The organism is Nocardioides sp. 503, assembly GCF_004522095.1.
Taxonomy (GTDB): domain Bacteria; phylum Actinomycetota; class Actinomycetes; order Propionibacteriales; family Nocardioidaceae; genus Nocardioides.
This window is the reverse complement of sequence record NZ_SPUI01000004.1, coordinates 527,815-548,999: the sequence shown is the minus strand read 5'-3', so window position 1 is coordinate 548,999 and position 21,185 is coordinate 527,815. Positions and strand designations below refer to the sequence as shown.

27 protein-coding genes are annotated in these 21,185 nt (G+C 72.3%); 15 read left to right on the top strand and 12 right to left on the bottom strand.

Features of this window, described 5'->3' with window-relative positions; genetic code table 11:
* Positions 1 to 81 precede the first annotated feature (81 nt).
* The 4 genes from E4622_RS16435 to E4622_RS16420 all read left to right on the top strand — a co-directional run bounded on the left by E4622_RS16435 (position 82) and on the right by E4622_RS16420 (position 4,156).
* Positions 82 to 954: a sugar phosphate isomerase/epimerase family protein gene (locus E4622_RS16435; protein WP_134741276.1), complete on the top strand. Its 873-nt coding sequence runs from the start codon at positions 82 to 84 to the stop codon at positions 952 to 954.
* On the top strand, positions 941 to 2,083 hold the full coding sequence (locus E4622_RS16430; RefSeq protein WP_134741275.1) for a Gfo/Idh/MocA family oxidoreductase: 1,143 nt from the start codon (positions 941 to 943) through the stop codon (positions 2,081 to 2,083). The genes E4622_RS16435 and E4622_RS16430 overlap by 14 nt, the downstream gene beginning before the upstream one ends.
* 41 nt (positions 2,084 to 2,124) lie before the next feature.
* Positions 2,125 to 3,123 carry a sugar phosphate isomerase/epimerase family protein gene (locus E4622_RS16425; RefSeq protein ID WP_134741274.1) on the top strand — a complete coding sequence of 333 codons (999 nt, stop codon included), beginning with the start codon at positions 2,125 to 2,127 and terminating at the stop codon, positions 3,121 to 3,123.
* Positions 3,124 to 3,196: 73 nt separating this feature from the next.
* A complete protein-coding gene (locus E4622_RS16420; RefSeq protein WP_134741273.1) occupies positions 3,197 to 4,156 on the top strand; it encodes a sugar phosphate isomerase/epimerase in 960 nt (319 codons plus the stop codon).
* Here the strand turns inward: E4622_RS16420 and E4622_RS16415 are convergent.
* Genes E4622_RS16415 through E4622_RS16405 form a run of 3 tightly spaced genes read right to left on the bottom strand, consistent with a single transcriptional unit; the run spans position 4,112 to position 7,326 of the window.
* Positions 4,112 to 4,855 carry an SGNH/GDSL hydrolase family protein gene (locus E4622_RS16415; RefSeq protein WP_167736124.1) on the bottom strand — a complete coding sequence of 248 codons (744 nt, stop codon included), beginning with the start codon at positions 4,853 to 4,855 and terminating at the stop codon, positions 4,112 to 4,114. The two genes, E4622_RS16420 and E4622_RS16415, sit on opposite strands and share 45 nt — an antisense overlap.
* A 40-nt stretch (positions 4,856 to 4,895) precedes the next feature.
* Positions 4,896 to 6,425 (bottom strand): GTPase HflX, encoded by a 1,530-nt coding sequence (gene hflX / locus E4622_RS16410; protein ID WP_134741271.1) that lies wholly within the window; start codon positions 6,423 to 6,425, stop codon positions 4,896 to 4,898.
* A gap of 58 nt (positions 6,426 to 6,483) precedes the next feature.
* Positions 6,484 to 7,326: a helix-turn-helix domain-containing protein gene (locus E4622_RS16405; RefSeq protein ID WP_134741270.1), complete on the bottom strand. Its 843-nt coding sequence runs from the start codon at positions 7,324 to 7,326 to the stop codon at positions 6,484 to 6,486.
* A 51-nt stretch (positions 7,327 to 7,377) separates the two neighbouring features.
* On the opposite strand from E4622_RS16405, the gene E4622_RS16400 reads away from it, so the two are divergent.
* Together E4622_RS16400 and E4622_RS16395 are read left to right on the top strand one after the other, a co-directional pair.
* A complete protein-coding gene (locus E4622_RS16400) occupies positions 7,378 to 7,920 on the top strand; it encodes a maleylpyruvate isomerase family mycothiol-dependent enzyme (protein WP_134741269.1) in 543 nt (180 codons plus the stop codon).
* Between the two features lie 10 nt (positions 7,921 to 7,930).
* The gene (locus tag E4622_RS16395) at positions 7,931 to 8,563 is read left to right on the top strand and encodes a nucleoside/nucleotide kinase family protein (RefSeq protein ID WP_245156068.1); all 633 of its coding nucleotides are present in this window, start codon (positions 7,931 to 7,933) and stop codon (positions 8,561 to 8,563) included.
* Between the two features lie 47 nt (positions 8,564 to 8,610).
* On the opposite strand, the gene E4622_RS16390 is transcribed toward E4622_RS16395, so the two are convergent.
* Genes E4622_RS16390 through miaA form a run of 6 tightly spaced genes read right to left on the bottom strand, consistent with a single transcriptional unit; the run spans position 8,611 to position 13,283 of the window.
* Entirely contained in the window at positions 8,611 to 9,387 is a 777-nt protein-coding gene (locus E4622_RS16390) for an SDR family oxidoreductase (RefSeq protein WP_134741268.1), read from the bottom strand.
* 19 nt (positions 9,388 to 9,406) lie between these two features.
* The gene (dapF, locus tag E4622_RS16385; protein ID WP_134741267.1) at positions 9,407 to 10,228 is read right to left on the bottom strand and encodes a diaminopimelate epimerase; all 822 of its coding nucleotides are present in this window, start codon (positions 10,226 to 10,228) and stop codon (positions 9,407 to 9,409) included.
* Positions 10,225 to 10,860, bottom strand: coding sequence for an MSMEG_1061 family FMN-dependent PPOX-type flavoprotein (locus tag E4622_RS16380; RefSeq protein WP_134741266.1), 636 nt, complete (start codon positions 10,858 to 10,860; stop codon positions 10,225 to 10,227). Before E4622_RS16380 ends, dapF begins: the two co-directional genes overlap by 4 nt.
* The gene (locus E4622_RS16375) at positions 10,857 to 11,408 is read right to left on the bottom strand and encodes a dihydrofolate reductase family protein (protein ID WP_134741265.1); all 552 of its coding nucleotides are present in this window, start codon (positions 11,406 to 11,408) and stop codon (positions 10,857 to 10,859) included. The genes E4622_RS16380 and E4622_RS16375 overlap by 4 nt, the downstream gene beginning before the upstream one ends.
* Positions 11,408 to 12,322, bottom strand: a complete 915-nt coding sequence (locus E4622_RS16370; RefSeq protein WP_134741264.1) for a helix-turn-helix domain-containing protein — start codon at positions 12,320 to 12,322, stop codon at positions 11,408 to 11,410. The genes E4622_RS16375 and E4622_RS16370 overlap by 1 nt, the downstream gene beginning before the upstream one ends.
* Positions 12,323 to 12,371: 49 nt before the next feature.
* Positions 12,372 to 13,283 (bottom strand): tRNA (adenosine(37)-N6)-dimethylallyltransferase MiaA, encoded by a 912-nt coding sequence (gene miaA, locus E4622_RS16365; protein ID WP_134741263.1) that lies wholly within the window; start codon positions 13,281 to 13,283, stop codon positions 12,372 to 12,374.
* Between the two features lie 48 nt (positions 13,284 to 13,331).
* Between miaA and E4622_RS16360 the strand changes: the two genes are divergently transcribed.
* The 5 genes from E4622_RS16360 to E4622_RS16345 are packed head-to-tail and all read left to right on the top strand — an operon-like array spanning position 13,332 to position 14,771.
* Positions 13,332 to 13,535, top strand: coding sequence for an antitoxin (locus tag E4622_RS16360; RefSeq protein WP_134741262.1), 204 nt, complete (start codon positions 13,332 to 13,334; stop codon positions 13,533 to 13,535).
* Complete coding sequence (locus tag E4622_RS22870) at positions 13,532 to 13,693, top strand: hypothetical protein (protein WP_167736123.1); 162 nt, start codon at positions 13,532 to 13,534, stop codon at positions 13,691 to 13,693. The genes E4622_RS16360 and E4622_RS22870 overlap by 4 nt, the downstream gene beginning before the upstream one ends.
* Positions 13,690 to 14,184, top strand: a complete 495-nt coding sequence (locus E4622_RS16355; RefSeq protein ID WP_134741261.1) for an NUDIX domain-containing protein — start codon at positions 13,690 to 13,692, stop codon at positions 14,182 to 14,184. The genes E4622_RS22870 and E4622_RS16355 overlap by 4 nt, the downstream gene beginning before the upstream one ends.
* Positions 14,185 to 14,196: 12 nt before the next feature.
* Positions 14,197 to 14,481: a hypothetical protein gene (locus tag E4622_RS16350; RefSeq protein WP_134741260.1), complete on the top strand. Its 285-nt coding sequence runs from the start codon at positions 14,197 to 14,199 to the stop codon at positions 14,479 to 14,481.
* On the top strand, positions 14,478 to 14,771 hold the full coding sequence (locus E4622_RS16345; protein ID WP_134741259.1) for a hypothetical protein: 294 nt from the start codon (positions 14,478 to 14,480) through the stop codon (positions 14,769 to 14,771). Before E4622_RS16350 ends, E4622_RS16345 begins: the two co-directional genes overlap by 4 nt.
* A gap of 226 nt (positions 14,772 to 14,997) precedes the next feature.
* Here the strand turns inward: E4622_RS16345 and E4622_RS16340 are convergent, their stop codons facing one another.
* The gene (locus E4622_RS16340; RefSeq protein ID WP_134741258.1) at positions 14,998 to 15,729 is read right to left on the bottom strand and encodes a peptidase E; all 732 of its coding nucleotides are present in this window, start codon (positions 15,727 to 15,729) and stop codon (positions 14,998 to 15,000) included.
* On the bottom strand, positions 15,729 to 17,234 hold the full coding sequence (gene miaB, locus E4622_RS16335) for a tRNA (N6-isopentenyl adenosine(37)-C2)-methylthiotransferase MiaB (protein ID WP_134741257.1): 1,506 nt from the start codon (positions 17,232 to 17,234) through the stop codon (positions 15,729 to 15,731). Before miaB ends, E4622_RS16340 begins: the two co-directional genes overlap by 1 nt.
* A 115-nt stretch (positions 17,235 to 17,349) precedes the next feature.
* On the opposite strand from miaB, the gene E4622_RS16330 reads away from it, so the two are divergent.
* The 4 genes from E4622_RS16330 to E4622_RS16315 all read left to right on the top strand — a co-directional run bounded on the left by E4622_RS16330 (position 17,350) and on the right by E4622_RS16315 (position 20,661).
* Entirely contained in the window at positions 17,350 to 18,126 is a 777-nt protein-coding gene (locus tag E4622_RS16330; RefSeq protein WP_134741256.1) for an amino acid ABC transporter ATP-binding protein, read from the top strand.
* 14 nt (positions 18,127 to 18,140) lie between these two features.
* A complete protein-coding gene (locus E4622_RS16325) occupies positions 18,141 to 19,040 on the top strand; it encodes a glutamate ABC transporter substrate-binding protein (protein WP_134741255.1) in 900 nt (299 codons plus the stop codon).
* 71 nt (positions 19,041 to 19,111) lie between these two features.
* The gene (locus E4622_RS16320) at positions 19,112 to 19,801 is read left to right on the top strand and encodes an ABC transporter permease subunit (RefSeq protein WP_134741254.1); all 690 of its coding nucleotides are present in this window, start codon (positions 19,112 to 19,114) and stop codon (positions 19,799 to 19,801) included.
* Complete coding sequence (locus tag E4622_RS16315) at positions 19,798 to 20,661, top strand: amino acid ABC transporter permease (protein ID WP_167736122.1); 864 nt, start codon at positions 19,798 to 19,800, stop codon at positions 20,659 to 20,661. The genes E4622_RS16320 and E4622_RS16315 overlap by 4 nt, the downstream gene beginning before the upstream one ends.
* A 3-nt stretch (positions 20,662 to 20,664) precedes the next feature.
* Here E4622_RS16315 and E4622_RS16310 read toward each other — a convergent pair whose 3' ends face one another.
* Positions 20,665 to 21,144, bottom strand: coding sequence for a hotdog fold domain-containing protein (locus E4622_RS16310; protein ID WP_134741252.1), 480 nt, complete (start codon positions 21,142 to 21,144; stop codon positions 20,665 to 20,667).
* Between the last annotated feature and the right edge of the window lie 41 nt (positions 21,145 to 21,185).

Below are 21,185 nucleotides of genomic sequence, written 5' to 3'. Positions count from 1 at the left end.
CCACGCTCCCTGCACCTGCTCTGCCCCCTGCACCACGCCGCGGGCCCTCCCCCGCGGCCCCTCCCCTCCGAAGGTCCTTCCATGCGCGCGATCGGCATCAACACCTGGGTGTGGACGTCACCGCTGACCGACGCGGTGCTGCCCGGCCTGCTCGCGCGCATCGCCGAGCTCGGCTTCGACGCCGTCGAGCTGCCGCTCGAGAACGTCGGCGACCTCGACCCCGCCCGCACCGCCGCGAGCCTCGCCGAGGCCGGCCTCACGCCGTACGTCGTAGCGGCCATGGCGCCCGGCCGCGACCTCGTCGCGACCGACGCGGCGACCGTCGCACGCACCCAGGACTACCTCCGCGGCGCCGTCGACCTGGCCGAGGCCATCGGCGCGACCAGCGTCTGCGGTCCGTTCTACGCCCAGACCGGCCGCGTGTGGCGGCTGAGCGAGGACGAGCGCACCGCGGCGTACGCCGAGTGGCGCGAGCACCTCGCGCCCGTGGCCGACCACGCGGCCGCGGCCGGCGTGCGGATCGGCGTCGAGCCGCTCAACCGCTACGAGACATCCCTGGTCAACACCGTCGACCAGGCGCTCACCGGGCTCGGCCCGCTGCTGGAGCAGGGCGTCGGCCTCGCGCTGGACACCTACCACCTCAACATCGAGGAGCGCTCCAGCGCCGCGGCGGTCCGCGCGGCCGGACGCCACCTCGTGCACGTGCAGGTCTGCGGCAGCGACCGCGGCGCCCCCGGCGGCGACCAGACCGACTGGCCCGCACTCGTCGCGGCGCTGGACGAGGTCGGCTACGCCGGCCCGCTGAACATCGAGAGCTTCACCCCCGACAACGCGTCGATCGCCGTGGCGGCGTCGATCTGGCGGCCGCTCGCGGCCTCGCCGGACGACCTCGCACGCGACGGGCTCGCGTTCCTGCGCTCCCTGGACGGAGACACATCCCATGTCCTCTACTGACCACCCCGTGACCGGGCCTGCCGACGGCCCACGCCCCCTGGGGGTCGCCGTCATCGGCTACTCCTTCATGGGCAAGGCCCACTCCAACGCCTGGCGCAACGTCGGCGCGTTCTACCCCGATGTGCCCCCGGTGCGCCAGCAGGTGCTCGTCGGCCGCGACCCCGCGGCGGTCAAGACCGCCGCCGAGCGCTACGGATGGGCGGAGTCGGCCACCGACTGGGCCTCGGTCATCGAGCGCGACGACATCGACATCGTCGACATCTGCACCCCCGGCCACCTGCACGCCGACATCGCGCTCGCGGCCCTGGCCGCCGGCAAGCACGTGCTGGTCGAGAAGCCGCTGGCCAACACGGTGGCGGAGTCCGAGGCCATGGTCGCGGCCGCCGCGTCGGCCACCGGCCGCTCGATGATCGGCTTCAACTACCGCCGGGTGCCCGCGCTCGCGCTGGCCCGGCAGGTGATCGCCGAGGGCCGCATCGGCCGGGTGCGGCAGGTGCGGGCGGCGTACCTCCAGGACTGGCTCTCCGACGAGACCGCCCCCATGACCTGGCGCCTGCGCCGGGACGAGGCCGGCTCCGGCGCGCTGGGCGACCTCGGCTCCCACGTCGTCGACCAGCTGCACTCCCTGCTCGGCGAGCGGGTCGTCACCGCCCGCGGCCACCTGCAGACCTTCGTGACCGAGCGCGACGGCCGCGACGGCCGTGAGCCCGTCACCGTCGACGACGCCGCGTGGGCCACCCTCGAGACCGCCTCCGGCGTCGTGGCCAGCGTCGAGGTCAGCCGCATGGCCACCGGCCGCAAGAACGGCCTGAGCCTGGAGGTCTACGGCTCCGAGGGCGCGCTCAGCTTCGACCTGGAGCGGCTCAACGAGCTCGGCATCGACGACGGCACCGGGATGCGCCGAGTCCTCGTCACCGAGGAGAGCCACCCCTACCTCGCGGCGTGGTGGCCGCCGGGCCACACGCTCGGCTGGGACCACACCTTCACCTCGCAGGCGGCCGACCTGCTGACCGCGGTCGCCAACGACGTGGCCCCGGCGCCGTCGTTCGAGGACGGCCTCGCCGTGCAGCGGGTGCTGGCCGCGATCGAGGCCAGCGACGCGCGCTCCGGCACCTGCGTCGACGTGTGACGATCTCCACCCGACGAGCAGCAGACGACCTAGGAGGCCTCATGGGCAAGCGCTTCACCCTCTTCACCGGACAGTGGGCCGACCTCACCCTCGAGGAGGTCGCGGGCCTGGCGGCCGGCTGGGGCTACGACGGCCTGGAGATCGCGGTCTCCGGCGAGCACCTCGACGCCTGGCGCTGGGACGACGACGACTACGTCGCCGAGCGTCTCGAGCTGCTGGAGCGCCACGGGCTCAAGGTGTGGGCGATCTCCAACCACCTCACGGGGCAGGCGGTCTGCGACAGCCCGATCGACGCGCGGCACCAGGCCATCGTGCGCCCCCAGGTGTGGGGCGACGGAGACCCCGAGGGCGTGCGCCAGCGCGCCGCCGAGGAGATGAAGCTGACCGCGCGGCTGGCGCAGAAGCTCGGCGTCGACACCGTCATCGGCTTCACCGGCTCCGCCATCTGGCAGTACGTCGCGATGTTCCCGCCCGTGCCCGCCTCCACGATCGAGGCCGGCTACCAGGACTTCGCCGACCGCTGGAACCCGATCCTCGACGTCTTCGACGAGTGCGGCGTGCGCTTCGCCCACGAGGTGCACCCCTCCGAGATCGCCTACGACTACTGGTCCACGGTGCGCACCCTCGAGGCGATCGGGCACCGCTCGGCGTTCGGCCTCAACTGGGACCCCAGCCACATGATGTGGCAGCACCTCGACCCGGTCGCGTTCATCACCGACTTCGCCGACCGGATCTACCACGTCGACTGCAAGGACACCCGCATGCGCCTGGGCGGCGGCCGCAACGGCGTGCTGTCCTCGCACCTGCCCTGGGGCGACCAGCACCGGGGCTGGGACTTCGTGTCCACCGGCCGCGGCGACGTGCCGTGGGAGGACTGCTTCCGCGCGCTGGCCGCCATCGGCTACGCCGGGCCGGTCTCGGTCGAGTGGGAGGACGCCGGCATGGACCGGCTGCACGGTGCGCCCGAGGCGCTGGAGTTCCTCAGGCGGTTCGACTACGACCCGCCCGCGCAGTCGTTCGACGCGGCGTTCAGCAGCTGACGCCGTAGGGGGCCCAGGGGGGTCACGCACGTCGGTCCCGAACGGTCGGGATCCGAGAAGATGGACATACGTCATGTGTTTCGGGTATGACGGTGAGGCAGCGCTGCGGCGCTCGTTGGTGGAGAAGGGCGCCCCGCGGCGCCACGTGCTGCGCGGAGCGGCGGCGGGGGTGGCGGCGCTCGGGCTCACGTCCGGGCTGGCCTCCGAGGCCGGCGCCGCGACGGTCGCGCAGGGGCGGGGTCGCTCCCGGCCCCGGTCGGTGCCGCACGACAAGATCAGCATCCAGCTCTACACGCTGCGCGCGGCCCTCGGCGGCCAGCCGGGCTTCGACGTCGTGCTGCAACGACTGGCCCAGTACGGCTACGAGAAGGTCGAGCTGGCCGGCTACTACGGCCGCACCGCCACCGAGCTGCGGCGCTTCCTGCGCGGGCTGGGCATCCGCGCCACGTCGAGCCACGACGGCATCAGCACCACCCCGGCGGCGCTGAGCACCAAGCTGGAGAACGCCGCCATCCTGGGCCAGCAGTACGTCGTCGTGCCGTACCTCAACTCGGCCGTCCGTGCCGACTGGGAGCAGTGGGCCGACCAGATGAACGCCGAGGCGCGGCAGGCCAAGCGCTGGGGCCTGCGCTACGGCTACCACAACCACGCCCACGAGTTCACGACCGACCTCGGCGGCGGGGTGACGCCCTGGGAGATCCTCACCGAGCGGCTGGACCCGCGCCTGGTCCACCTCGAGGTGGACCTCTACTGGGTCTTCACCGCCGGGGTGAACCTCGGGGTGGCCGACCCCGACAGGTTCGCGATCGACGTGGTGCGGCGCGCGCCGCAGCGGGTGCGGCAGTTCCACGTCAAGGACCGCGACGGCGCCACGGGCGACATGGCCGACCTCGGCACGGGCGTGGTCGACTTCGCGCGGATCTTCCGCAGCCACACGGTGGAGGAGTACATCGTGGAGAACGACACCCCCGACGTCTCCCCGCTCACCTCAGCGGCGGTCGGCCACCTCTACCTGGACCACCTGGACTACTGAGGCGGCCACCAGGTCGCCGAACTCCTCGTGGCCGCCCGCGGTGAGGTGGAGGCCGTCGTCGAGGTAGCGCAGGTCGACGTCGGCCATCGACAGGTACGTCGCGTCGTGGCGCGCGGCGAGGTCCCGCAGGATCTCGTCGACGCGCGCGACGTGGCGGCCTCGCAGCGGCGCCGGCGGTGGGCCGACGACCAGCATCGGCACGTCGCCGACCGCACGCACGAGGCGGAGGAAGCCGGCGGTGATCTCGGCGGCGGTCCGGTCGTAGTCGTTGAGGCCGCCCTCGACCACGACGAGGTCGGCACCGTCCGCCAGGGCGCGGTGCGCCCGGTCGGCGAAGGACACCGGACCGCAGCCGCTGGCCCGGGCGCTGAACCCGGAGCCGGAGAAGCCGTCGACGTGGACGTGGCCGGGCAGGCGCGCCGGCCAGGACTCCTGGGGCCGGTCCAGCCGTAGCCCGGCCGAGTAGGAGTCGCCGATCACCACGACCCGGTCGCCGGAGCCGTCGTCGCCGTCGTCGCCGTCGTGCTGGTTGTCGTGCTGGGCCCGCCAGGACGACGCCTCCGCGAACCGCTCGCAGCGCCTCGCGAAGGCGCCCTCCGCGTCGTCGGTGAGCTGGAAGGTGAGCACGACCGTCGCCAGCAGGGCAGCCAGCAGCGTCAGCACGAGCGGCTTGCGCGCCGCAACCCCCCGGAGGACCACCTCACCATCATCCGTCACGCGGGCCGGGCCTGGTGTGCTTTCAGCGACTCGGTGCGTCCGCCGCGTCCGTGGCGTACGCCGCCAGGTCGCCGGCGAGGTCCTCGTTGGCGCGACCGCTGACCAGGGTGCCGTCGCCGGTGTGCTCGAGCGAGGCGATCTCGCCCTGCTGGTGGATCCGGTTGAGCAGGTCGCCGCGCTCGTAGGGCAGCAGCGCCCGGAACTCCACGTCGGGGCGCGGCAGCTCGTCCTCGACCAGCGCCAGGACGTCGGCGATGCCCTCGCCGGTCTTGGCGCTGACGACGACCGAGTGCGGCTCGCGCTGGCGCAGCCGGGCCAGCACCAGGGGGTCGGCGGCGTCGGCCTTGTTGATGACGACCACCTCGGGCACCTTGTCGGCGCCGATCTCGGCCAGCACCTCGCGCACGGCGCCGATCTGGCCCTCGGGGTCGGGGTGGGAGCCGTCGACCACGTGCAGGATCAGGTCGGAGTCGGCGACCTCCTCCAACGTCGAGCGGAACGCCTCCACGAGCTGGTGGGGCAGGTGGCGCACGAAGCCGACCGTGTCGCTCATCGTGTAGACGCGTCCGTCGCTGGTGGTCGTGCGGCGGGTGGTGGGGTCGAGCGTCGCGAACAGCGAGTCCTCGACCAGCACCCCGGCGCCGGTGAGCCGGTTGAGCAGCGAGGACTTGCCGGCGTTGGTGTAGCCGGCGATCGCGACCGAGGGGATCTGGTGGCGCTGGCGGTCCTGGCGCTTGGTGTCGCGGGTGCCCTTCATCGCCTTGAGCTCGCGGCGCAGCTTGGCGATCTTGTCGTTGATGCGGCGCCGGTCGGTCTCGATCTTGGTCTCACCGGGGCCACGGCCGCCGATGCCGCCGCCGTCGGCGCCGACCCGGCCACCGGCCTGGCGCGACAGGTTGCCACCCCAGCCGCGCAGCCGCTGCTTCATGTAGCTCAGCTGGGCCAGCTCGACCTGGGCCTGGCCCTCGGCGGACCGGGCGTGCTGGGCGAAGATGTCGAGGATCAGCGCGGTGCGGTCGACGACCTTGACCTTGACCCGGTCCTCGAGGTTGCGCAGCTGGCTGGGCGCCAGCTCGCCGTCGCAGATGACGGTGTCGGCGCCGGTGGCGTGCACGATCTCGGCGATGCCCTCCACCTTGCCGCGACCGACGTACGTCGCCGGGTCGGGCGCCTGGCGGCGCTGGTAGATCGCCTCGAGCACCTCCGAGCCGGCCGTCTCGGCCAGGAGCGCGAGCTCGGCCATTGAGTTCTCGGCGTCCTGCACGGTGCCGTCGGTCCACACCCCGACGAGGACGACCCGCTCCAGGCGGAGCTGGCGGTACTCGACCTCGGTGATGTCCTCGAGCTCGGTGCGCAGCCCCGCGACGCGGCGCAGCTGGTGGCGCTCGGCCAGCTCCATGGCGCCCGCGGTGGGCTCCTCGGGGTCCGGGTCGTCGGCCCAGGAGGAGTCGGGGGTGTCGTCGGGCGCGTCCTCGGACGACGCGTCGTCCCAGTCGTCGGTGGCCTCGAGCTCGTGGTCGAGGGAGAAGTCGTCAGCGTTTGCGGTAGTCATACGCCCTCCAGAGTAGGTCGGCGACGGGTGCTGCGCGAACCCCTTTGGGGTGAGCGGCCTAGGACAGGCGCGGCTGGGCGGCGTACTCGCCGGGCGTGACCCCCGTGACGCGGCGCCAGTCGCGGCCGAAGTGGGCCTGGTCGGTGTAGCCCAGGTCGGCCGCGATGCGGGCCAGGTCGACCGACCCGTCGGCGCTCAGCCGCTCGGCGGCCTCGTGGAGGCGGCGGCGCTGGATGAGCCACTTGGGGCTCAGGCCGATGCGCCGCGCGGCCAGGCGCTGGAGGCTGCGCTCGGTGAGCGCGAACTTCTCGCAGATCTGGCCCACCCGGTGCACGCGAGGGTCGCCCTCGACGTACTCGACCACCGCGTTGACGAGCAGTCCCTCCCCGTCGAGGGGGGCCAGGGGCCTCAGCGCCGCCTCGACCGTGAGCACCGCGGAGCGCCGTCGCTCGGGGTCGTCGGGCGCGGGCGACATCGCGGCGCGGACCGCGGCGGCGAGCGCGGACCCGTCGATCGTCGCGAGGGTGTCCAGGTCGAGCTGCCCGTCGGTCAGCGACACCGGACCGCCGAGAAGTGGCGAGCCGGCGCCCGGCTGGAGCATGGCGCCGACCGCCCAGCCGGATCCCGCGAGCTCCTTGATCGACAGCCCCGAGGACGGGCCCACGACGCTGGCGTAGTCCTCGGAGACCACGAGCAGGCAGACGGGGTACTGCAGCACCCGCTGCGCCGTCACCCGGCCCGGCGGCAGCGACCACACGGGCAGCCAGTAGCGGCGGACGACGTCGGCCAGCTCGGGCGAGGGCACGAAGCGGTGCACGGGCGGGCCGAAGCCCTGGGCGTCACGCAGGTGAGCGCGCTCGGTCGGGTCGACGGCGCGGGGTGGGACCGTCTCCTCGGGCATGTGTCGGATTCTTACCAGACCCACCGACACCGCACCCTCGACGATGGAGGCATGACCGACCTCACCGACCAGTACCTCGCTGACGCGGACCGCTTCACGGACCTGCTCACCTCCGCCCAGGACACCGACTGGTCGGCGCCCAGCCCGTGCGAGGGCTGGAGTGCCGCCGACGTCGTCGACCACGTCGTCGACACCCAGCGCGGCTTCTTCGCCCAGCGCGACGCCGACCTCGGCGAGAGGCCCGCCGGGACGCCGGACGAGATGTGGGCCGCCCACACCGACGCGGTGCGGCGCACGGTCGCCGACGACGCGTTCGTCACCCTGGAGTACGACGGCTACTTCGGGCGCACGACCGTCGCCGACACCCTGGCCCGCTTCTACGGCTTCGACCTCCTCGTCCACCACTGGGACGTCGCCCGGGCGCTGGGCCGCGACGTCGTGTGGGACGAGGCCGAGATGGACCGCATCGACACCGCGCTGGACGGCTTCGGGGAGCACCTCTACGCCGAGGGCATCTGCAAGCCGCCGCTCGAGGCGCCGGCCGACGCACCGCGTCAGGTGCGGCTGCTCGCGCGGATGGGCCGGACGGCGTAAGACTGGAGGCGTGCTGCGCCTCTCCCCCGACGGCCACGAGCTGGCCGACCTCCTGCCGGCCGTGGGCCGGATGCTGGGCCTGACGGGTGCCCCGGGCGCCGGCAAGTCGACGCTGGCCGCGCTGCTGGCCGCCCGCCACGGCGCGACCGTCGTCCCGATGGACGGCTTCCACCTCGCCGACGTGGAGCTCGAGCGCCGCGGCCTGCGCGACCGCAAGGGCGCACCGGAGACCTTCGACGCCGCCGGCTACGCCGCGCTGCTGCGGCGGGTCCGCGACCGCGAGGACCTGGTGCTGGCGCCGGCGTTCGAGCGCGGGCTCGAGCAGCCGCTCGCGGGCGCGCTGCCCGTGCCCGGCGACGCCGCGCTCGTCGTCACCGAGGGCAACTACCTGCTGCTGCCCGAGCAGCCCTGGCCGCGCGTGCGCGCCCAGCTCGACGACGTGTGGCACGTGGTGGTCGACGACGAGCTGCGCCTGGAGCGGCTCGTCGCGCGCCACGTCCGCTTCGGCAAGACCCCCGACGAGGCCCGCGCCTGGGTCGAGCGCGTGGACCAGTCCAACGCGCTGCGGGTCGAGGCCGCGGCCGGCCGCGCCGACCTCCTCCTCGACCTCACCGACCTCGCCGGTCCGGTGGTCGAGCAGTGACGAGCCGCTAGGCGAGGAGTGCCGCTCGACCAACGGCGCCCCGGGGGCTACTTGGGGGGCATCCGGATGCCGCCGTCGACGCGGACGACCTCGCCGTTCATGTAGGCGTTGGTGAGGCACTCGACGACCATGCTGGCGAGCTCCGCGGGGGTGCCGAGACGCTTGGGGAACAGCACGTTCTTGCCGAGGTTCTCCTTGAAGGCGTCCGAGTCCGGGCCCTCGCCGTAGATCGGGGTGTCGATCAGGCCGGGGGCCACGGTGTTGAGGCGGATGCCCGAGGCGGACAGGTCGCGCGCGACGGGGAGGGTCATGCCGACCACGCCGCCCTTGGACGCGGAGTACGACGCCTGGCCGATCTGGCCGTCGAAGGCCGCGACGCTGGCGAGGTTGACGATCGCGCCGCGGCAGCCGTCCTCGTCGGGCTCGTTGAGGCTCATGACGGTGGCGGCCTGGCGGACCATGTCGAAGGTCCCGATCAGGTTGATCTGCACGACCTTGGTGAACGCCTCCAGGGAGTGCGCCGACTCCAGCTGGCCGTCGCGGCCGATGGTGCGCTGGGCCCAGCCGATGCCGGCGGAGTTGACCACCGCGCGCAGGGGCGCGATCTCGGCGGCGGCCTTGACCGCGGCCGCGATCTGGTCGGTGTTCGTGACGTCGACCTGCGCGAAGACGCCCTTGATCTCCTCGGCGAGGGCCTCGCCCTTGTCGGCCTGGAGGTCGGCGACCACGACGGTCGCGCCGCGGGCGGCGAGCGCGCGGGCGGCGGCCGCGCCGATGCCCGAGGCGCCGCCGGTGACGATGGCAGAAGATCCGGTGAGTTCCATGAGCCGGACTCTAGTAGCGCTACAGGTCGGTGGTGCCGCGGGCCACGAGCACGGCGGGCCCGGTCATGAGCATCCGGTCGTCGGCCGTCCACACGATCGACAGCGTGCCGCCCGGCACGTCGACCCGGTACGTCGTGTCGCGCGGCGCCGCGTCGGCGACGGCCGCGGCGACCATCACCGCGCACGCTCCGGTGCCGCAGGAGCGGGTCTCCCCGGAGCCGCGCTCGTGCACGCGCATCGCGACGTGGGCCGCCCCCCGGCGTACGACGAACTCGACGTTGACGCCGTCGGGGTAGACCGCCTCGTCGTGGGTCGGCGGGACCACCAGCTCCCCGGCGTCGGCGAGGTCGTCGACGAAGGCGACCGCGTGCGGGTTGCCGACGTCGACGTGCGTGGCAGACCAGGTGTGACCGGGCACCGACACCTCGGTCTCGCCCAGGACCTTCGGCGTGCCCATGTCGGCGGTGACCAGCCCGTCGTCGCGCATCGTCAGCACCTTGACGCCGTCACGCGTGGCGACCGGGATCGGCGCGGCCGGGTCGACGAGGCCCTCCTGCACCAGGTGGAGGGCGAAGACCCGGACGCCGTTGCCGCACATCTCCGAGAGCGACCCGTCGTGGTTGCGGTAGTCCATGAACCACTCGGCGTCCTGGCCGCGGCCGGCCTCGATCGCGTCGGCGCGCACCACGCGCAGCACGCCGTCGCCGCCGATGCCGGCGCGCCGGTCGCACAGCGCGCGCACCCGCGCCGGGTCGAGGTCGCCGTGGACGCTGCCGTCGTGGTCGGGCAGGAGCACGAAGTCGTTCTCCGTGCCGTGGCCCTTGAGGAAGTCGTAGGTCATGCGTAGAGCTGCTCCTCGTAGGAGGGGCCGTAGTACTCGTCGAGCTCCTCGATGGTCTTGCCGCTGGGCTCCACGTCGTGGGCGAGCACGGCGCGGCGCGGCACGGTCCCGGTGGGGTCCCACGTCTCCGGCTTCCACAGCCGCGAGCGCAGGAACGCCTTGGTGCAGTGGAAGAAGATCTCCTCGATGTCGACGACCACCGCGAGGATCGGCCGGTGGCCCTTGACCACGAGCTCGTCGAAGAACGGCGCGTCACTGACCAGCCGGGCGCGGCCGTTGACGCGCAGGGTGTCGCCGCGACCGGGGATCAGGAAGTTCAGCCCGACGTGGGGGTTGTCCAGGATGTTCTTGTAGCCGTCGGCCCGCCGGTTGCCGGGCCGCTCCGCGAGGGCGATCGTGACGTCGTCGATCACGTGCACGAGCTGGCCGGCGGGGTCGCCCTTGGGAGAGGCGTCGCAGGCACCCGAGGAGCTGGAGGTGGCCATGACACAGAACGGCGAGGCGGCGAGCCAGTCCCGGTCGACGTCGAGCAGCGCCGTGCGCCCCTTGCCGACCGCCCGCGCGTTGGGCTCGCCGAGCAGGTCGACGAGCTCGTCGAGCGTGCTGATCTCGGGCCAGGTGGAGGTGCTCACCCCCACAGCGTAGGGGGCCCGAGCACCTCGTAGCGGACGCAGACGAAGGCCTTGTTCTGGGCGACCTCCAGCAGCCGCAGGGCGTGGCGGCGCGGGAAGACCGGGCGACCGGCGCCGAGGGTGACGGGCGCGACGTAGGCGACGATCTCGTCGAGCGGGCCGGCGTCGGCGAACTGGCCCGCGAGGTCTCCCCCGCCCACCACCCAGACCCCCTTGCCGGCCGCGGCCGCGGCCATCTCGGCGTGCACCTGCGGCACCGGCGCGGAGGTGATCGTGACGCGGTCGGTGGCCGGCTCCAGGTCGCGGTGGGTGAACACCCAGGCGGGCACGTCGTAGGCCCAGGCGTCACCCGTCCTGGCGTTGTGGGCCAGGACCCACTCGTAGGTCGTGGCGCCCATCGCGATCGCGCCGACGCCCGCGATGAAGTCGCCGTAGTTCAGCGGACCCGACTCGTCCTGGTCCTGCACGAAGAGCCAGTCCAGCGAGTCGTGCTCGTCGGCGATGAACCCGTCGAGCGTGGTCGCCGTGTAGTACGTCGTCCGCACCATCAGGCCACTCCCGTCCGGGCCCGCAGCCAGTCGATCGGGTCGCCGTGGTCGACCGCGTGGCCGCCGGCGCGCAGCAGCTGGCGGGCCAGGTGGCGCCGGTGCGCCGCGAAGGTGAGCACGTGGGCGACCACGCTGCTCATGACGAAGCTCTCCGGCGGCTCGCAGAGCGCGTCGACCAGCCGGTCCTCCCAGCCCCCGCGCCGGTCGATCTCGCGCACGGTCGCCAGCCAGCGCGGCGCGACGGCGTCGTGCCGGGCCAGCAGGGAGATCGCGTCGTCGCCACCGCGGGCGGGGAGCTCGGCGCCCTCGACCGAGGCCAGCCAGACCTCCTTGCTCCACACCAGGTGCTCGAGCACGGCCGCGAGCGACGACTCCTCGCCGTCCCACGTCAGGACCGTGTTGCCCGGCAGGTGCTCGTGGCGGTAGTCGCCATCCCCCACGCCCTTGGCGAGGTCGATCAGGGCGCGGGTGTCGTCCAGGTCGTGCTGGACCATCAGCTCGGTCACGGGGTTCATCGAGTGCTCCTGGGCATGGACCCACAGCGAGGTGGGCGGGTGGAAGTGGATGCCGTTGGGGGCGGGCAGCCAGTGGCCGCCCGGGCTCTCGGCGACCGAGGCCTGGCTGGGCACGTGGCCGAAGGCACGTCGGAAGGCACGGCTGAAGCCCTCGACCGACTCGTAGCCGGCCTCGAACGCCGCGTCGGTGACCGACGTGCCGCGGCGCAGCCGCCAGGCCGCCCGCTCCAGCAGCACCCGGCGCCGCATGGCCACGGGCGGCTCCCCCGTGTCGCGGCTGAGCAGCCGGCTGAAGTGGTAGGGCGAGGAGTGCGCGCCGCCCGCCATGTCGCCCAGCGTGCGGTGCTCCTCGTCCAGCACGGCGTCGAGCAGCTCGCGCAGCCGGTCACGTCCCTCCATGTCGACCAGTCTGGCGCGACCGGGGCGCCGGGCGCCCGACCGAACTTGCTCAGGTGTTGTGGACCGCCGCGAGGGCCTGCTCGAGCCGGTCGGGGGCGTCGAAGGGCACCCACACGACGCGGGGGTCCTTCTTGAACCACGCGTCCTGGCGTCGGGAGAACTGCCGGGTCCCGATGACCGTGCGTTCGCGCGCGGCATCGAGGCTCATCTCGCCGGCGAGGAAGGCCGCGACCTCGCGGTAGCCGATCGCGCGCGACGCGGTGCGGCCCTCGGCGAGACCCTCGTCCAGCAGCCGCTCGACCTCGGCGACGAGGCCGGCCTCGAACATCTCCGCGACGCGCTGCTCGATGCGTCGGTCGAGGGTCGGCCGGTCGATGCTCAGCCCGACCTGGACGGTCGCCGGGTCGGCGTACGTCAGGTCCGGCAGCGCCGCGGACCACGGCTCGCCGGTGATCTCGATGACCTCGAGGGCGCGCACGACGCGGCGTCCGTTGTCGGGCACCATCCGGGCGGCGGCGCCCGGGTCGATCTCGGCCAGCCGGGCGTGCAGGGCGCGGGCGCCGACCCGCTCGAGCTCGGCCTCCCACCGCGCCCGCACGGCCTCGTCGGTGGCCGGGAAGTCGAAGCGGTCGAGGACCGCGCGGGTGTAGAGCGCGCTGCCGCCGACCAGGACCGGGGTCGTGCCGCCCGCCCGCAGCCGCGCCGCGGTCTCGCGCGCCTGGTCCTGGAAGTGGGCGACGGTGAGCGGCTCGCGCACCGACAGCAGGTCGAGCAAGTGGTGCGCGATGCCGCGGCGCTCGGCCGGAGGCACCTTGGCGGTGCCGATGTCCATGCCGCGGTAGACCTGGAAGGCGTCGGTGTTGACGACCTCCCCGCCCAGCGCCTGCGCGAGGTCGAGCGACAGCCCGGTCTTGCCCGAGGCGGTCGCGCCCACGAGCGCGACGATCGGGGGAAGGGCCATGTGGCTAGTGTGGCAACCAACCATCCTCACCCGACACGGAGGAGCGACATGAGCTTCCTGGACGACGCGAAGAAGAAGCTGACCGACGCCGTGGACAAGCACGGGGACAAGATCTCCGACGGCATCGACAAGGCCGCCGCGGCTGCGGACCAGAAGACCGGCGGCAAGCACGCCGACAAGATCGCCAAGGTGCAGGCCAAGGCCAAGGACGGGCTGGACAAGCTCGACGGCAAGAACGACGACCTGCGATGAGCGAGTCACCGACCACCGACGACGAGCTGACCGGCGAGCCCTTCGACACTCCCCCGGGCGAGCACGCCAGCGAGCTGCCCGACGAGCAGGACGACCCGCACACCGGCCCGCTCCAGGAGGAGAACGCCGGCACCACCGAGGACCAGCCGTCCCAGTGACGGACCCCGTCACCGACGCCGGGACCGACGAGACCCACGGCCGCTTCGTGGTCGTGCCGGCGGCGTACGTCTTCCTGCTGCGCGACGGGGTCACCGGCCCCGAGGTGCTGCTGCAGCTGCGCCAGAACACCGGCTACATGGACGACCACTGGGCCGCGGCCGCGGCCGGTCATGTCGAGCGTGGGGAGACGGCGTACGACGCCGCGCACCGCGAGGCCGCCGAGGAGATCGGCGTCGGCGGGCTGGACCTGCAGTTCGTGACCTCGATGCAGCGCACCCGCCACGCCGCCGCGATCGACGAGCGGGTCGACTTCTTCTTCACGGCCCGCAGCTGGACGGGCGACCCACGAGTGGTCGAGCCCGAGAAGTGCGCCGAGCTGCGCTGGTGCGCGCTCGACGCGCTGCCCGACCCCGTCGTGCCCCACGAGCTGGCTGTGTTGCAGTCGCTGCGGTCGGGTACCACGAAGCCCTACACCACCTTCGGATTCTGAGGAGTACGCCGCATGGTTGACGCAGACCTAGGCCCCAAGCCCGAGCCCGAGATCGAGCCCGGCGAGCCCAACCCCGGCGGTGTCGACGCGATCGACCACGGCGACGGCGTGGACGGGGAGGCCTCCGACGGCAGCCCGACGCCGGCCGACCTCGACCCGCAGGACAACCCCGCGATCCAGGACGAGCCCGACGAGGTCCAGGAGGGCGAGGACACCTCCACCGAGGCCACCGAGACCGACACCGACGAGGACAACACCGGCGGCGCCGACGAGGCCGACCGGGAGAACCCCGTATGAGCACCGAGGGCGCCGAGGGTCACGAGGCTCGTCCCGACGTTCCGGACGACGACTACGACATCCAGGACTCCGACCAGGACCCGTCCGGCGACCTGGGCGTGAGCAGCGAGCGCGAGGGCCACGCCGGCCCGGGCCAGCACGCCGCCACCGGCGTCCGCGACACCAGCGAGGGTCGCGCGACGTCGCCCGAGGACGCCCCGCCGGAGCAGTCCCGCGGCGGCCACGAGCCCAGCCCCGACGGCCTCGAGCCCAAGGCCGGCTACTCCAGCAAGGACCCGCGCTCCGACTGAGCCTGTGCTCCCGGGGGTGGTGCAGCTTCGCCGGTCGACCGACGAATCTGGACCATGACCGCTGAGACTTCGTCGGTCCGGCGCCAGTTTCGGCGGTCGACCGGCGCATCTGGACCAGCCGCGTGACCGGCGCCCACTCCCCGCCCGAAACTCACGCTTCCGGTACGAAGTTTCCTACCGGAAGCGTGAGTTTCACCGGGTACCCGGTGAAACTCACCGCCCGGCGCTACGCCAGGCGGCGCACGTCGAGCGGGGTCTCGAGGGCGGTGCCGTCGGGGCCGCGGTGGACGGCGTAGGCGCCGGCGGAGCCGTTCTCGGCGAGGGCCTCGACGAGGTCGGTGCCGCGGTAGAGCAGGCCGGCGCCGTCGTCGGTGGCGTAGCCGGGCGGGAGGGTGCCGTCGGCGACGAGCGACTGGAAGAGCGGGCGGCGCTGCTCCTCGGAGTCGTAGTGGACGCCGTTGGAGTAGGGCAGCAGGGCCAGGCCGTTGGTGATCGGGCGCAGGTCGGGGCCGAAGGAGTCGGTGGTGCCGCCGACGTGCCAGCAGATGGAGCCGGCCGAGACGCCGGTGAGCACGACGCCCGCCTCCCACGCCTCGCGCATCGCGTCGCCGACGCCGTGCAGCTCCCAGGTCGCCAGCAGCCCGGCGACGCTGCCGCCGAACACCCAGATGACGTCCTGGGCCAGCAGGTGTTCCCTGATGTCGGGGACGTTGGGCATGGTGAAGAGCGACAGGTGCGAGCCGGCGAAGCCGGCCAGCTGGGCCATGTCGTAGAAGTTGCGGATCCCCTCCGCCGCGTCGCCGCCCGCCGTGCCGACGTAGCAGACCCGGGGAGCCCGGCCGGTGACGCCGGCCAGGTCGACGGCGTGCCTCGTGAGCGGCCCGACCTCCCAGCGCGTGCGGGACCCGGCGACGATGCCCCCGGAGGTGGCCAGGATGGTCGGGGCGTCGGCGGCCATCAGCGGCAGGCCGGCGCGGCGGGGAGCGGCGCGGGGACGCCGAGCGAGGGCATGCCGAGCGAGACGCCGGCGTCCACGGGACGACCCTGGCGGGCCTCCCACGCGTCGCCCGAGCGCGTGCGGCGTACGACGGCGACGCTGTCGGCGACCAGGTGGTGCGGGGCGGCGTAGGTGATGTCGACCGTGACCAGGTCCCCGGGCCGCACCGGCTCCGCGGGCGCGAGGAAGTGCACGAGGCGGTTGTCGGGGCCGCGGCCGGACAGCCGCAGCGTCTCGGCGTCCTTGCGGCCCTCGCCCTCGGCGACCATCAACTCGACGCGGCGACCGACCAGGCGCTGGTTCTCCTGCCATGCGATGTCGTTGACCAGCTCGACCAGGCGGCCGTAGCGGTCCTTGACCACGTCGGGCGGGACCTGCTCGTCGAGCGTCGCGGCCGGGGTGCCGGGGCGCTTGGAGTACTGGAAGGTGAAGGCGCCCGAGAAGCGCGACTGCCGCACGACGTCCAGCGTGGCCTGGAAGTCCTCCTCGGTCTCGCCGGGGAAGCCGACGATGATGTCGGTGGTGATCGCGGCCTCGGGCATCGCGGCGCGCACCCGCTCGATGATGCCGAGGTACTTCGTCGAGCGGTAGGACCGGCGCATCGCCTTGAGAACCGCGTCGGAGCCGGACTGCAGCGGCATGTGCAGCGACGGCATCACGTTGGGGGTCTCGGCCATCGCCTCGATGACGTCGTCGGTGAACTCCGCCGGGTGCGGCGAGGTGAAGCGCACCCGCTCGAGGCCCTCGAGGGAGCCGCAGGCGCGCAGCAGCTTGGAGAAGGCCTGGCGGTCGCCGAACTCCACGCCGTAGGCGTTGACGTTCTGCCCGAGCAGGGTCACCTCGGAGACGCCGTCGGCGACCAGCGCCTCGATCTCGGCCAGGACGTCGCCGGGACGGCGGTCCTTCTCCTTCCCGCGCAGCGCCGGGACGATGCAGAACGTGCAGGTGTTGTTGCAGCCCACCGAGATCGACACCCACGCGGCGTAGGCCGACTCCCGCTTGGTCGGCAGCGTGGAGGGGAAGACGTCCAGGGACTCCAGGATCTCGACCTGGGCCTCCTGCTGCACCCGCGCGCGCTCGAGCAGGACCGGCAGGGCGCCGATGTTGTGCGTGCCGAAGACGACGTCGACGTACGGCGCCTTGGCCGTGATCGTGTCGCGGTCCTTCTGCGCCAGGCAGCCGCCGACGGCGATCTGCATCTCCGGGTTGGCGGCCTTGATCGGCGCCAGGTGCGAGAGGTTGCCGTAGAGCTTGTTGTCGGCGTTCTCGCGGACCGCGCAGGTGTTGAACACGACGACGTCGGCCTGCGTCGCGGCCGGCGCAGCGACGTACCCGGCCGTCTCCAGCAGCCCGGTCAGCCGCTCGGAGTCGTGGACGTTCATCTGGCACCCGTAGGTGCGCACCTCGTAGGTGCGTGCGGTGCCGGCGGGAGTGCTGGTGGGCGGGCTCGCGGGAGTGGCAGACATGACCCCGAAAGGGTACGGCGGCGCCCCCGCCCGCCCGAATCCCCCGGGTCACGGGTCTGCAACACCCCTGTCTCGACATGGCCCGATCGGACTATGTGCCGCTAGGGTCCCCCGCATGACTGCGCTGGAGAACGAGGAACGGACCCCGGGGACGGGAGAGCCGCTCGTCGTGCTCGATCACGTCGACAAGTGGTTCGGCGAGCTCCACGTGCTCCAGGACATCAACCTCACCGTCCACCGCGGCGAGGTGGTGGTCGTGATCGGGCCCTCCGGGTCGGGCAAGTCGACGCTGTGCCGGGCCATCAACCGCCTCGAGACCATCGACAAGGGCACGATCACGCTCGACGGCGAGCCCCTGCCCCAGGAGGGCAAGGCCCTGGCCAACCTGCGCGCCGAGGTCGGCATGGTGTTCCAGAGCTTCAACCTCTTCGCCCACAAGTCGATCCTCGAGAACGTCACGCTCGGCCCGATCAAGGTGCGCAAGAAGTCCAAGGCCGACGCCGACGCCCGCGCCCACGAGCTCCTCGACCGCGTCGGGATCGGCCACCAGGCCTCGAAGTACCCCGCGCAGCTCTCCGGCGGCCAGCAGCAGCGCGTCGCGATCGCCCGCGCGCTGGCGATGGAGCCCAAGGTGATGCTCTTCGACGAGCCCACCTCGGCCCTGGACCCCGAGATGATCAAGGAGGTCCTGGACGTCATGGTCGACCTCGCCGAGCGCGGCATGACGATGGTCGTGGTCACCCACGAGATGGGCTTCGCCCGCACGGCGGCCGACCGCGTGCTGTTCATGGCCGACGGCCGGATCGTCGAGGAGAACACCCCCGAGCAGTTCTTCACCAACCCCCAGAGCGATCGAGCCAAGGACTTCCTCGGCAAGATCCTCAAGCACTGAAGGAGATTGCCTAGATGCGACACACGAGGATCAAGGCCGCGATCGCGGTTCTCGGGCTGAGCCTCAGCCTGGCCGCCTGCGGCGACGCGGGCAGCGACGACGACGGTGGTGCCGACGTCGAGGTGAAGGAGAACGCGGCCGACGAGTTCGACGACGGCACCTACATGAAGGAGCTCGCCGAGGCGGGCAAGATCACGGTGGGCGTCAAGTACGACCAGCCCGGTCTCGGCTTCAAGGGCGCGACCGACGACATCCCGTCCGGCTTCGACGTCGAGATCGCCAAGCTCCTGGTGGCCGACCTCGGCATCGACCCGGCGGACACGGACGCGACGACGTGGGAGGAGACCATCTCCGACAACCGCGAGCCGTTCCTGGAGCAGGGCAAGGTCGACCTCGTGCTCGCCTCCTACTCCATCACCGACGAGCGCCGCCAGGTCGTGGGGCAGACCGGCCCCTACTTCACCACCGGCCAGCAGGTGCTCGTGAAGTCCGACAGCGACGTCGAGAGCATCGCCGACCTGAAGGGCGAGGAGGTCTGCTCGGTGACGGGCTCCACCTCGATCGACCGGATCAACGAGGAGGGCGCCAAGGGCGTCGGCTTCGACAGCTACTCCGAGTGCGTCCAGAAGGTCCTCGACGGCACGGTCTCCGCGATGTCGACCGACGGCTCGATCCTGGCCGGCTTCGCCGCCCAGAACGAGGGCCAGCTCAAGGTCATCGGCGACGAGTTCTCCGAGGAGAACATCGGCGTCGGCTACAGCCTGGAGCACCCCGAGATGTGCGAGTGGATCAACGGCGTGCTCGAGGAGAGCTTCGAGAACGGCTCGTGGGAGAAGGCGTTCGAGGACACGCTCGGCCCCTCGGGCGTCGAGACCCCCGACCCGCCGACGCTCGACGAGTGCCCGGCAGCCTGACCGACCACTGACGTCCGGGGCGGCGCGTGCGCGTCGCCCCGGACGCGTGCCCCTAGGAGAGGAGCGAGCCCGTGAAGGCCGTGTTCGACGAGTTCGACGCCTACCTGCAGGCGTTCGGCTACACCCTCGCGCTGTTCCTCGTGTCCGGGGTGCTCTCGCTCCTTCTCGGCACGGTGCTCGTCGCCATGCGCGTCGGCCCCGTGGCCGTGCTCCGCTCGGCGGCGGGCGTCTACGTCACCGTGGTCCGCAACACGCCCCTGGTCATCGTCTTCGCGTTCTTCTCCTTCGCCGGCCCCACCTTGAGCATCCAGTTCAACTGGTTCAAGGTGAGCATCGGTGACTACGACTTCACCTCGCTGTTCTGCTACGCCGTGCTGTCCCTGACGCTCTACACCTCGACGTTCGTGTGCGAGGCGCTGCGAGCGGGCATCAACGCCGTGCCGCTGGGCCAGGCCGAGGCCGCCCGCGCGATCGGGCTGCCGTTCGGTGGCGTCATGAGGCAGGTCGTGCTGCCCCTCGCCTTCCGCGCCGCGCTGCCGCCGCTGGCGAGCGTCCAGATCGCCCTCATCAAGAACACCTCTGTGGCGGCGGTCTTCGGCATCGCCGAGGCCACCGCCAACATGCGCAGCCTGCTCAACGACTTCGGGGCCACCCAGCGCTTCGGGATCTTCGCCTGCTTCGCGCTCGGCTACATCGTGATCGTCGAGGTCTTCTCGTTCCTGTCCTACAGACTCGAGCGCCGATGGAGGGTGGCCACATGAGCAACAGCGTGCTCTTCGACGCACCGGGTCCGCGCACCATCCGTCGCCACCGCCTCTACGGCGCGCTCGGGGCGCTCCTCGTCCTCGGGGTGCTCGCCTTCGTCCTCCATCGCTTCTACGACGCCGGGACGTTCGAGGGCGACAAGTGGGAGGTGTTCGTCACCCCCGACTACGTCCGGGTCATCCTGGTCGACGGCCTGCTCAACACCCTGAAGATGGCCGGCGCCGCGATCGTGGGGGCGTGCGTGCTCGGCGCCCTGCTCGGCGTCGGGAAGCTCTCGGACCACCGTCTGGTCCGGTGGCCCTCCTGGCTGGTGGTCGAGTTCTTCCGCGCCGTCCCCGTGCTCCTGCTCATGGTCTTCACGTGGTTCGTGCTCGGCATCAACAAGGAGGGGTCGTCCTTCTGGGCGGTCGTCATCGCCCTCACGCTCTACAACGGGTCCGTGCTGGCCGAGGTGCTGCGGGCGGGCGTCAACGCGGTCCCGAAGGGCCAGCGCGAGGCGGCCTACGCGATCGGCATGCGCAAGACGCAGGTCATGAACATCGTGCTGCTGCCACAGGCCGTCAAGATCATGCTGCCGGCGATCATCAGCCAGTGCATCGTGGCGCTCAAGGACACCGCCCTCGGGCAGTACGTCCTGGCTCCCGGCCTGACCAGGATCTACAAGCAGATCTTCCTGGAGTTCGACAACCGGGTGCCCACGATGATCGTCATCGCGAGCCTCTACATCCTCGTCAACCTGCTGCTCACCGCGCTCGCGACCTGGCTGCAGCACAAGCTGGTCGGGGAGAGGAAGCCGCTCGAGGTCTCGATGATCACCCGGCCCGCCGCCGACGGCACCGCGACCGGCCCGCTCTGAGGATCAGCGCGTCTTCGGCGTGACCCAGAGCCGGATGACGCCCTCGACGACGACGGTGCCGTCGTCACGGACGCCGCGGACCCGCACCGGCAGGTCGGGGTCCTCGGAGGTCCACTGGTCGGGGTCGGTCTCGGCGATGCAGGTGATGTCGCTCGTGGCCTTGGCGGTGTAGGCGACCTCCATGCCCTTGGGGATCCAGCGCCTGCCCGGCGGGATGCTCGCCTCGGCCAGCGCGCCCATCGCGGCCTCGAGGCCGTTGCAGAGCGCGATGGCGTGCACGGTCCCGAGGTGGTTGTGCACGCCGCGGCGCTTGGGGATCAGCAGCTCGGCGCGGTCGGGGCGGATGTCGACGAAGCGCGGGCGGATCGTCGCGAAGTACGGCGCCCGCTGGCTGAAGGCCAGCGAGAAGAGGCGCCGCCCGACGGCGGGGCCCAGCACGGGCAGGGCGTTGGCGCGCTTCCAGAGGGTGAGGACCTGGCTCATGCCGGCAGACGTTACCAGTGGGTAACTTCGCCGCGCGCCAC

Coding starts and splice junctions, on each gene's coding strand:
- E4622_RS16350 (WP_134741260.1), top strand. CDS start 14,197: ATGGTTGACGCAGACCTAGGCCCCAAGCCCGAGCCCGAGATCGAGCCC.
- E4622_RS16360 (WP_134741262.1), top strand. CDS start 13,332: ATGAGCTTCCTGGACGACGCGAAGAAGAAGCTGACCGACGCCGTGGAC.
- E4622_RS16420 (WP_134741273.1), top strand. CDS start 3,197: ATGTGTTTCGGGTATGACGGTGAGGCAGCGCTGCGGCGCTCGTTGGTG.
- miaA (WP_134741263.1), bottom strand. CDS start 13,283: ATGGCCCTTCCCCCGATCGTCGCGCTCGTGGGCGCGACCGCCTCGGGC.
- E4622_RS16330 (WP_134741256.1), top strand. CDS start 17,350: ATGACTGCGCTGGAGAACGAGGAACGGACCCCGGGGACGGGAGAGCCG.
- dapF (WP_134741267.1), bottom strand. CDS start 10,228: ATGACCTACGACTTCCTCAAGGGCCACGGCACGGAGAACGACTTCGTG.
- E4622_RS16315 (WP_167736122.1), top strand. CDS start 19,798: ATGAGCAACAGCGTGCTCTTCGACGCACCGGGTCCGCGCACCATCCGT.
- E4622_RS16310 (WP_134741252.1), bottom strand. CDS start 21,144: ATGAGCCAGGTCCTCACCCTCTGGAAGCGCGCCAACGCCCTGCCCGTG.
- E4622_RS16435 (WP_134741276.1), top strand. CDS start 82: ATGCGCGCGATCGGCATCAACACCTGGGTGTGGACGTCACCGCTGACC.
- E4622_RS16340 (WP_134741258.1), bottom strand. CDS start 15,729: ATGGCCGCCGACGCCCCGACCATCCTGGCCACCTCCGGGGGCATCGTC.
- E4622_RS16325 (WP_134741255.1), top strand. CDS start 18,141: ATGCGACACACGAGGATCAAGGCCGCGATCGCGGTTCTCGGGCTGAGC.
- E4622_RS16390 (WP_134741268.1), bottom strand. CDS start 9,387: ATGGAACTCACCGGATCTTCTGCCATCGTCACCGGCGGCGCCTCGGGC.
- hflX (WP_134741271.1), bottom strand. CDS start 6,425: ATGACTACCGCAAACGCTGACGACTTCTCCCTCGACCACGAGCTCGAG.
- E4622_RS16405 (WP_134741270.1), bottom strand. CDS start 7,326: ATGCCCGAGGAGACGGTCCCACCCCGCGCCGTCGACCCGACCGAGCGC.
- E4622_RS16425 (WP_134741274.1), top strand. CDS start 2,125: ATGGGCAAGCGCTTCACCCTCTTCACCGGACAGTGGGCCGACCTCACC.
- E4622_RS22870 (WP_167736123.1), top strand. CDS start 13,532: ATGAGCGAGTCACCGACCACCGACGACGAGCTGACCGGCGAGCCCTTC.
- E4622_RS16345 (WP_134741259.1), top strand. CDS start 14,478: ATGAGCACCGAGGGCGCCGAGGGTCACGAGGCTCGTCCCGACGTTCCG.
- E4622_RS16375 (WP_134741265.1), bottom strand. CDS start 11,408: ATGGTGCGGACGACGTACTACACGGCGACCACGCTCGACGGGTTCATC.
- E4622_RS16370 (WP_134741264.1), bottom strand. CDS start 12,322: ATGGAGGGACGTGACCGGCTGCGCGAGCTGCTCGACGCCGTGCTGGAC.
- E4622_RS16430 (WP_134741275.1), top strand. CDS start 941: ATGTCCTCTACTGACCACCCCGTGACCGGGCCTGCCGACGGCCCACGC.
- E4622_RS16400 (WP_134741269.1), top strand. CDS start 7,378: ATGACCGACCTCACCGACCAGTACCTCGCTGACGCGGACCGCTTCACG.
- miaB (WP_134741257.1), bottom strand. CDS start 17,234: ATGTCTGCCACTCCCGCGAGCCCGCCCACCAGCACTCCCGCCGGCACC.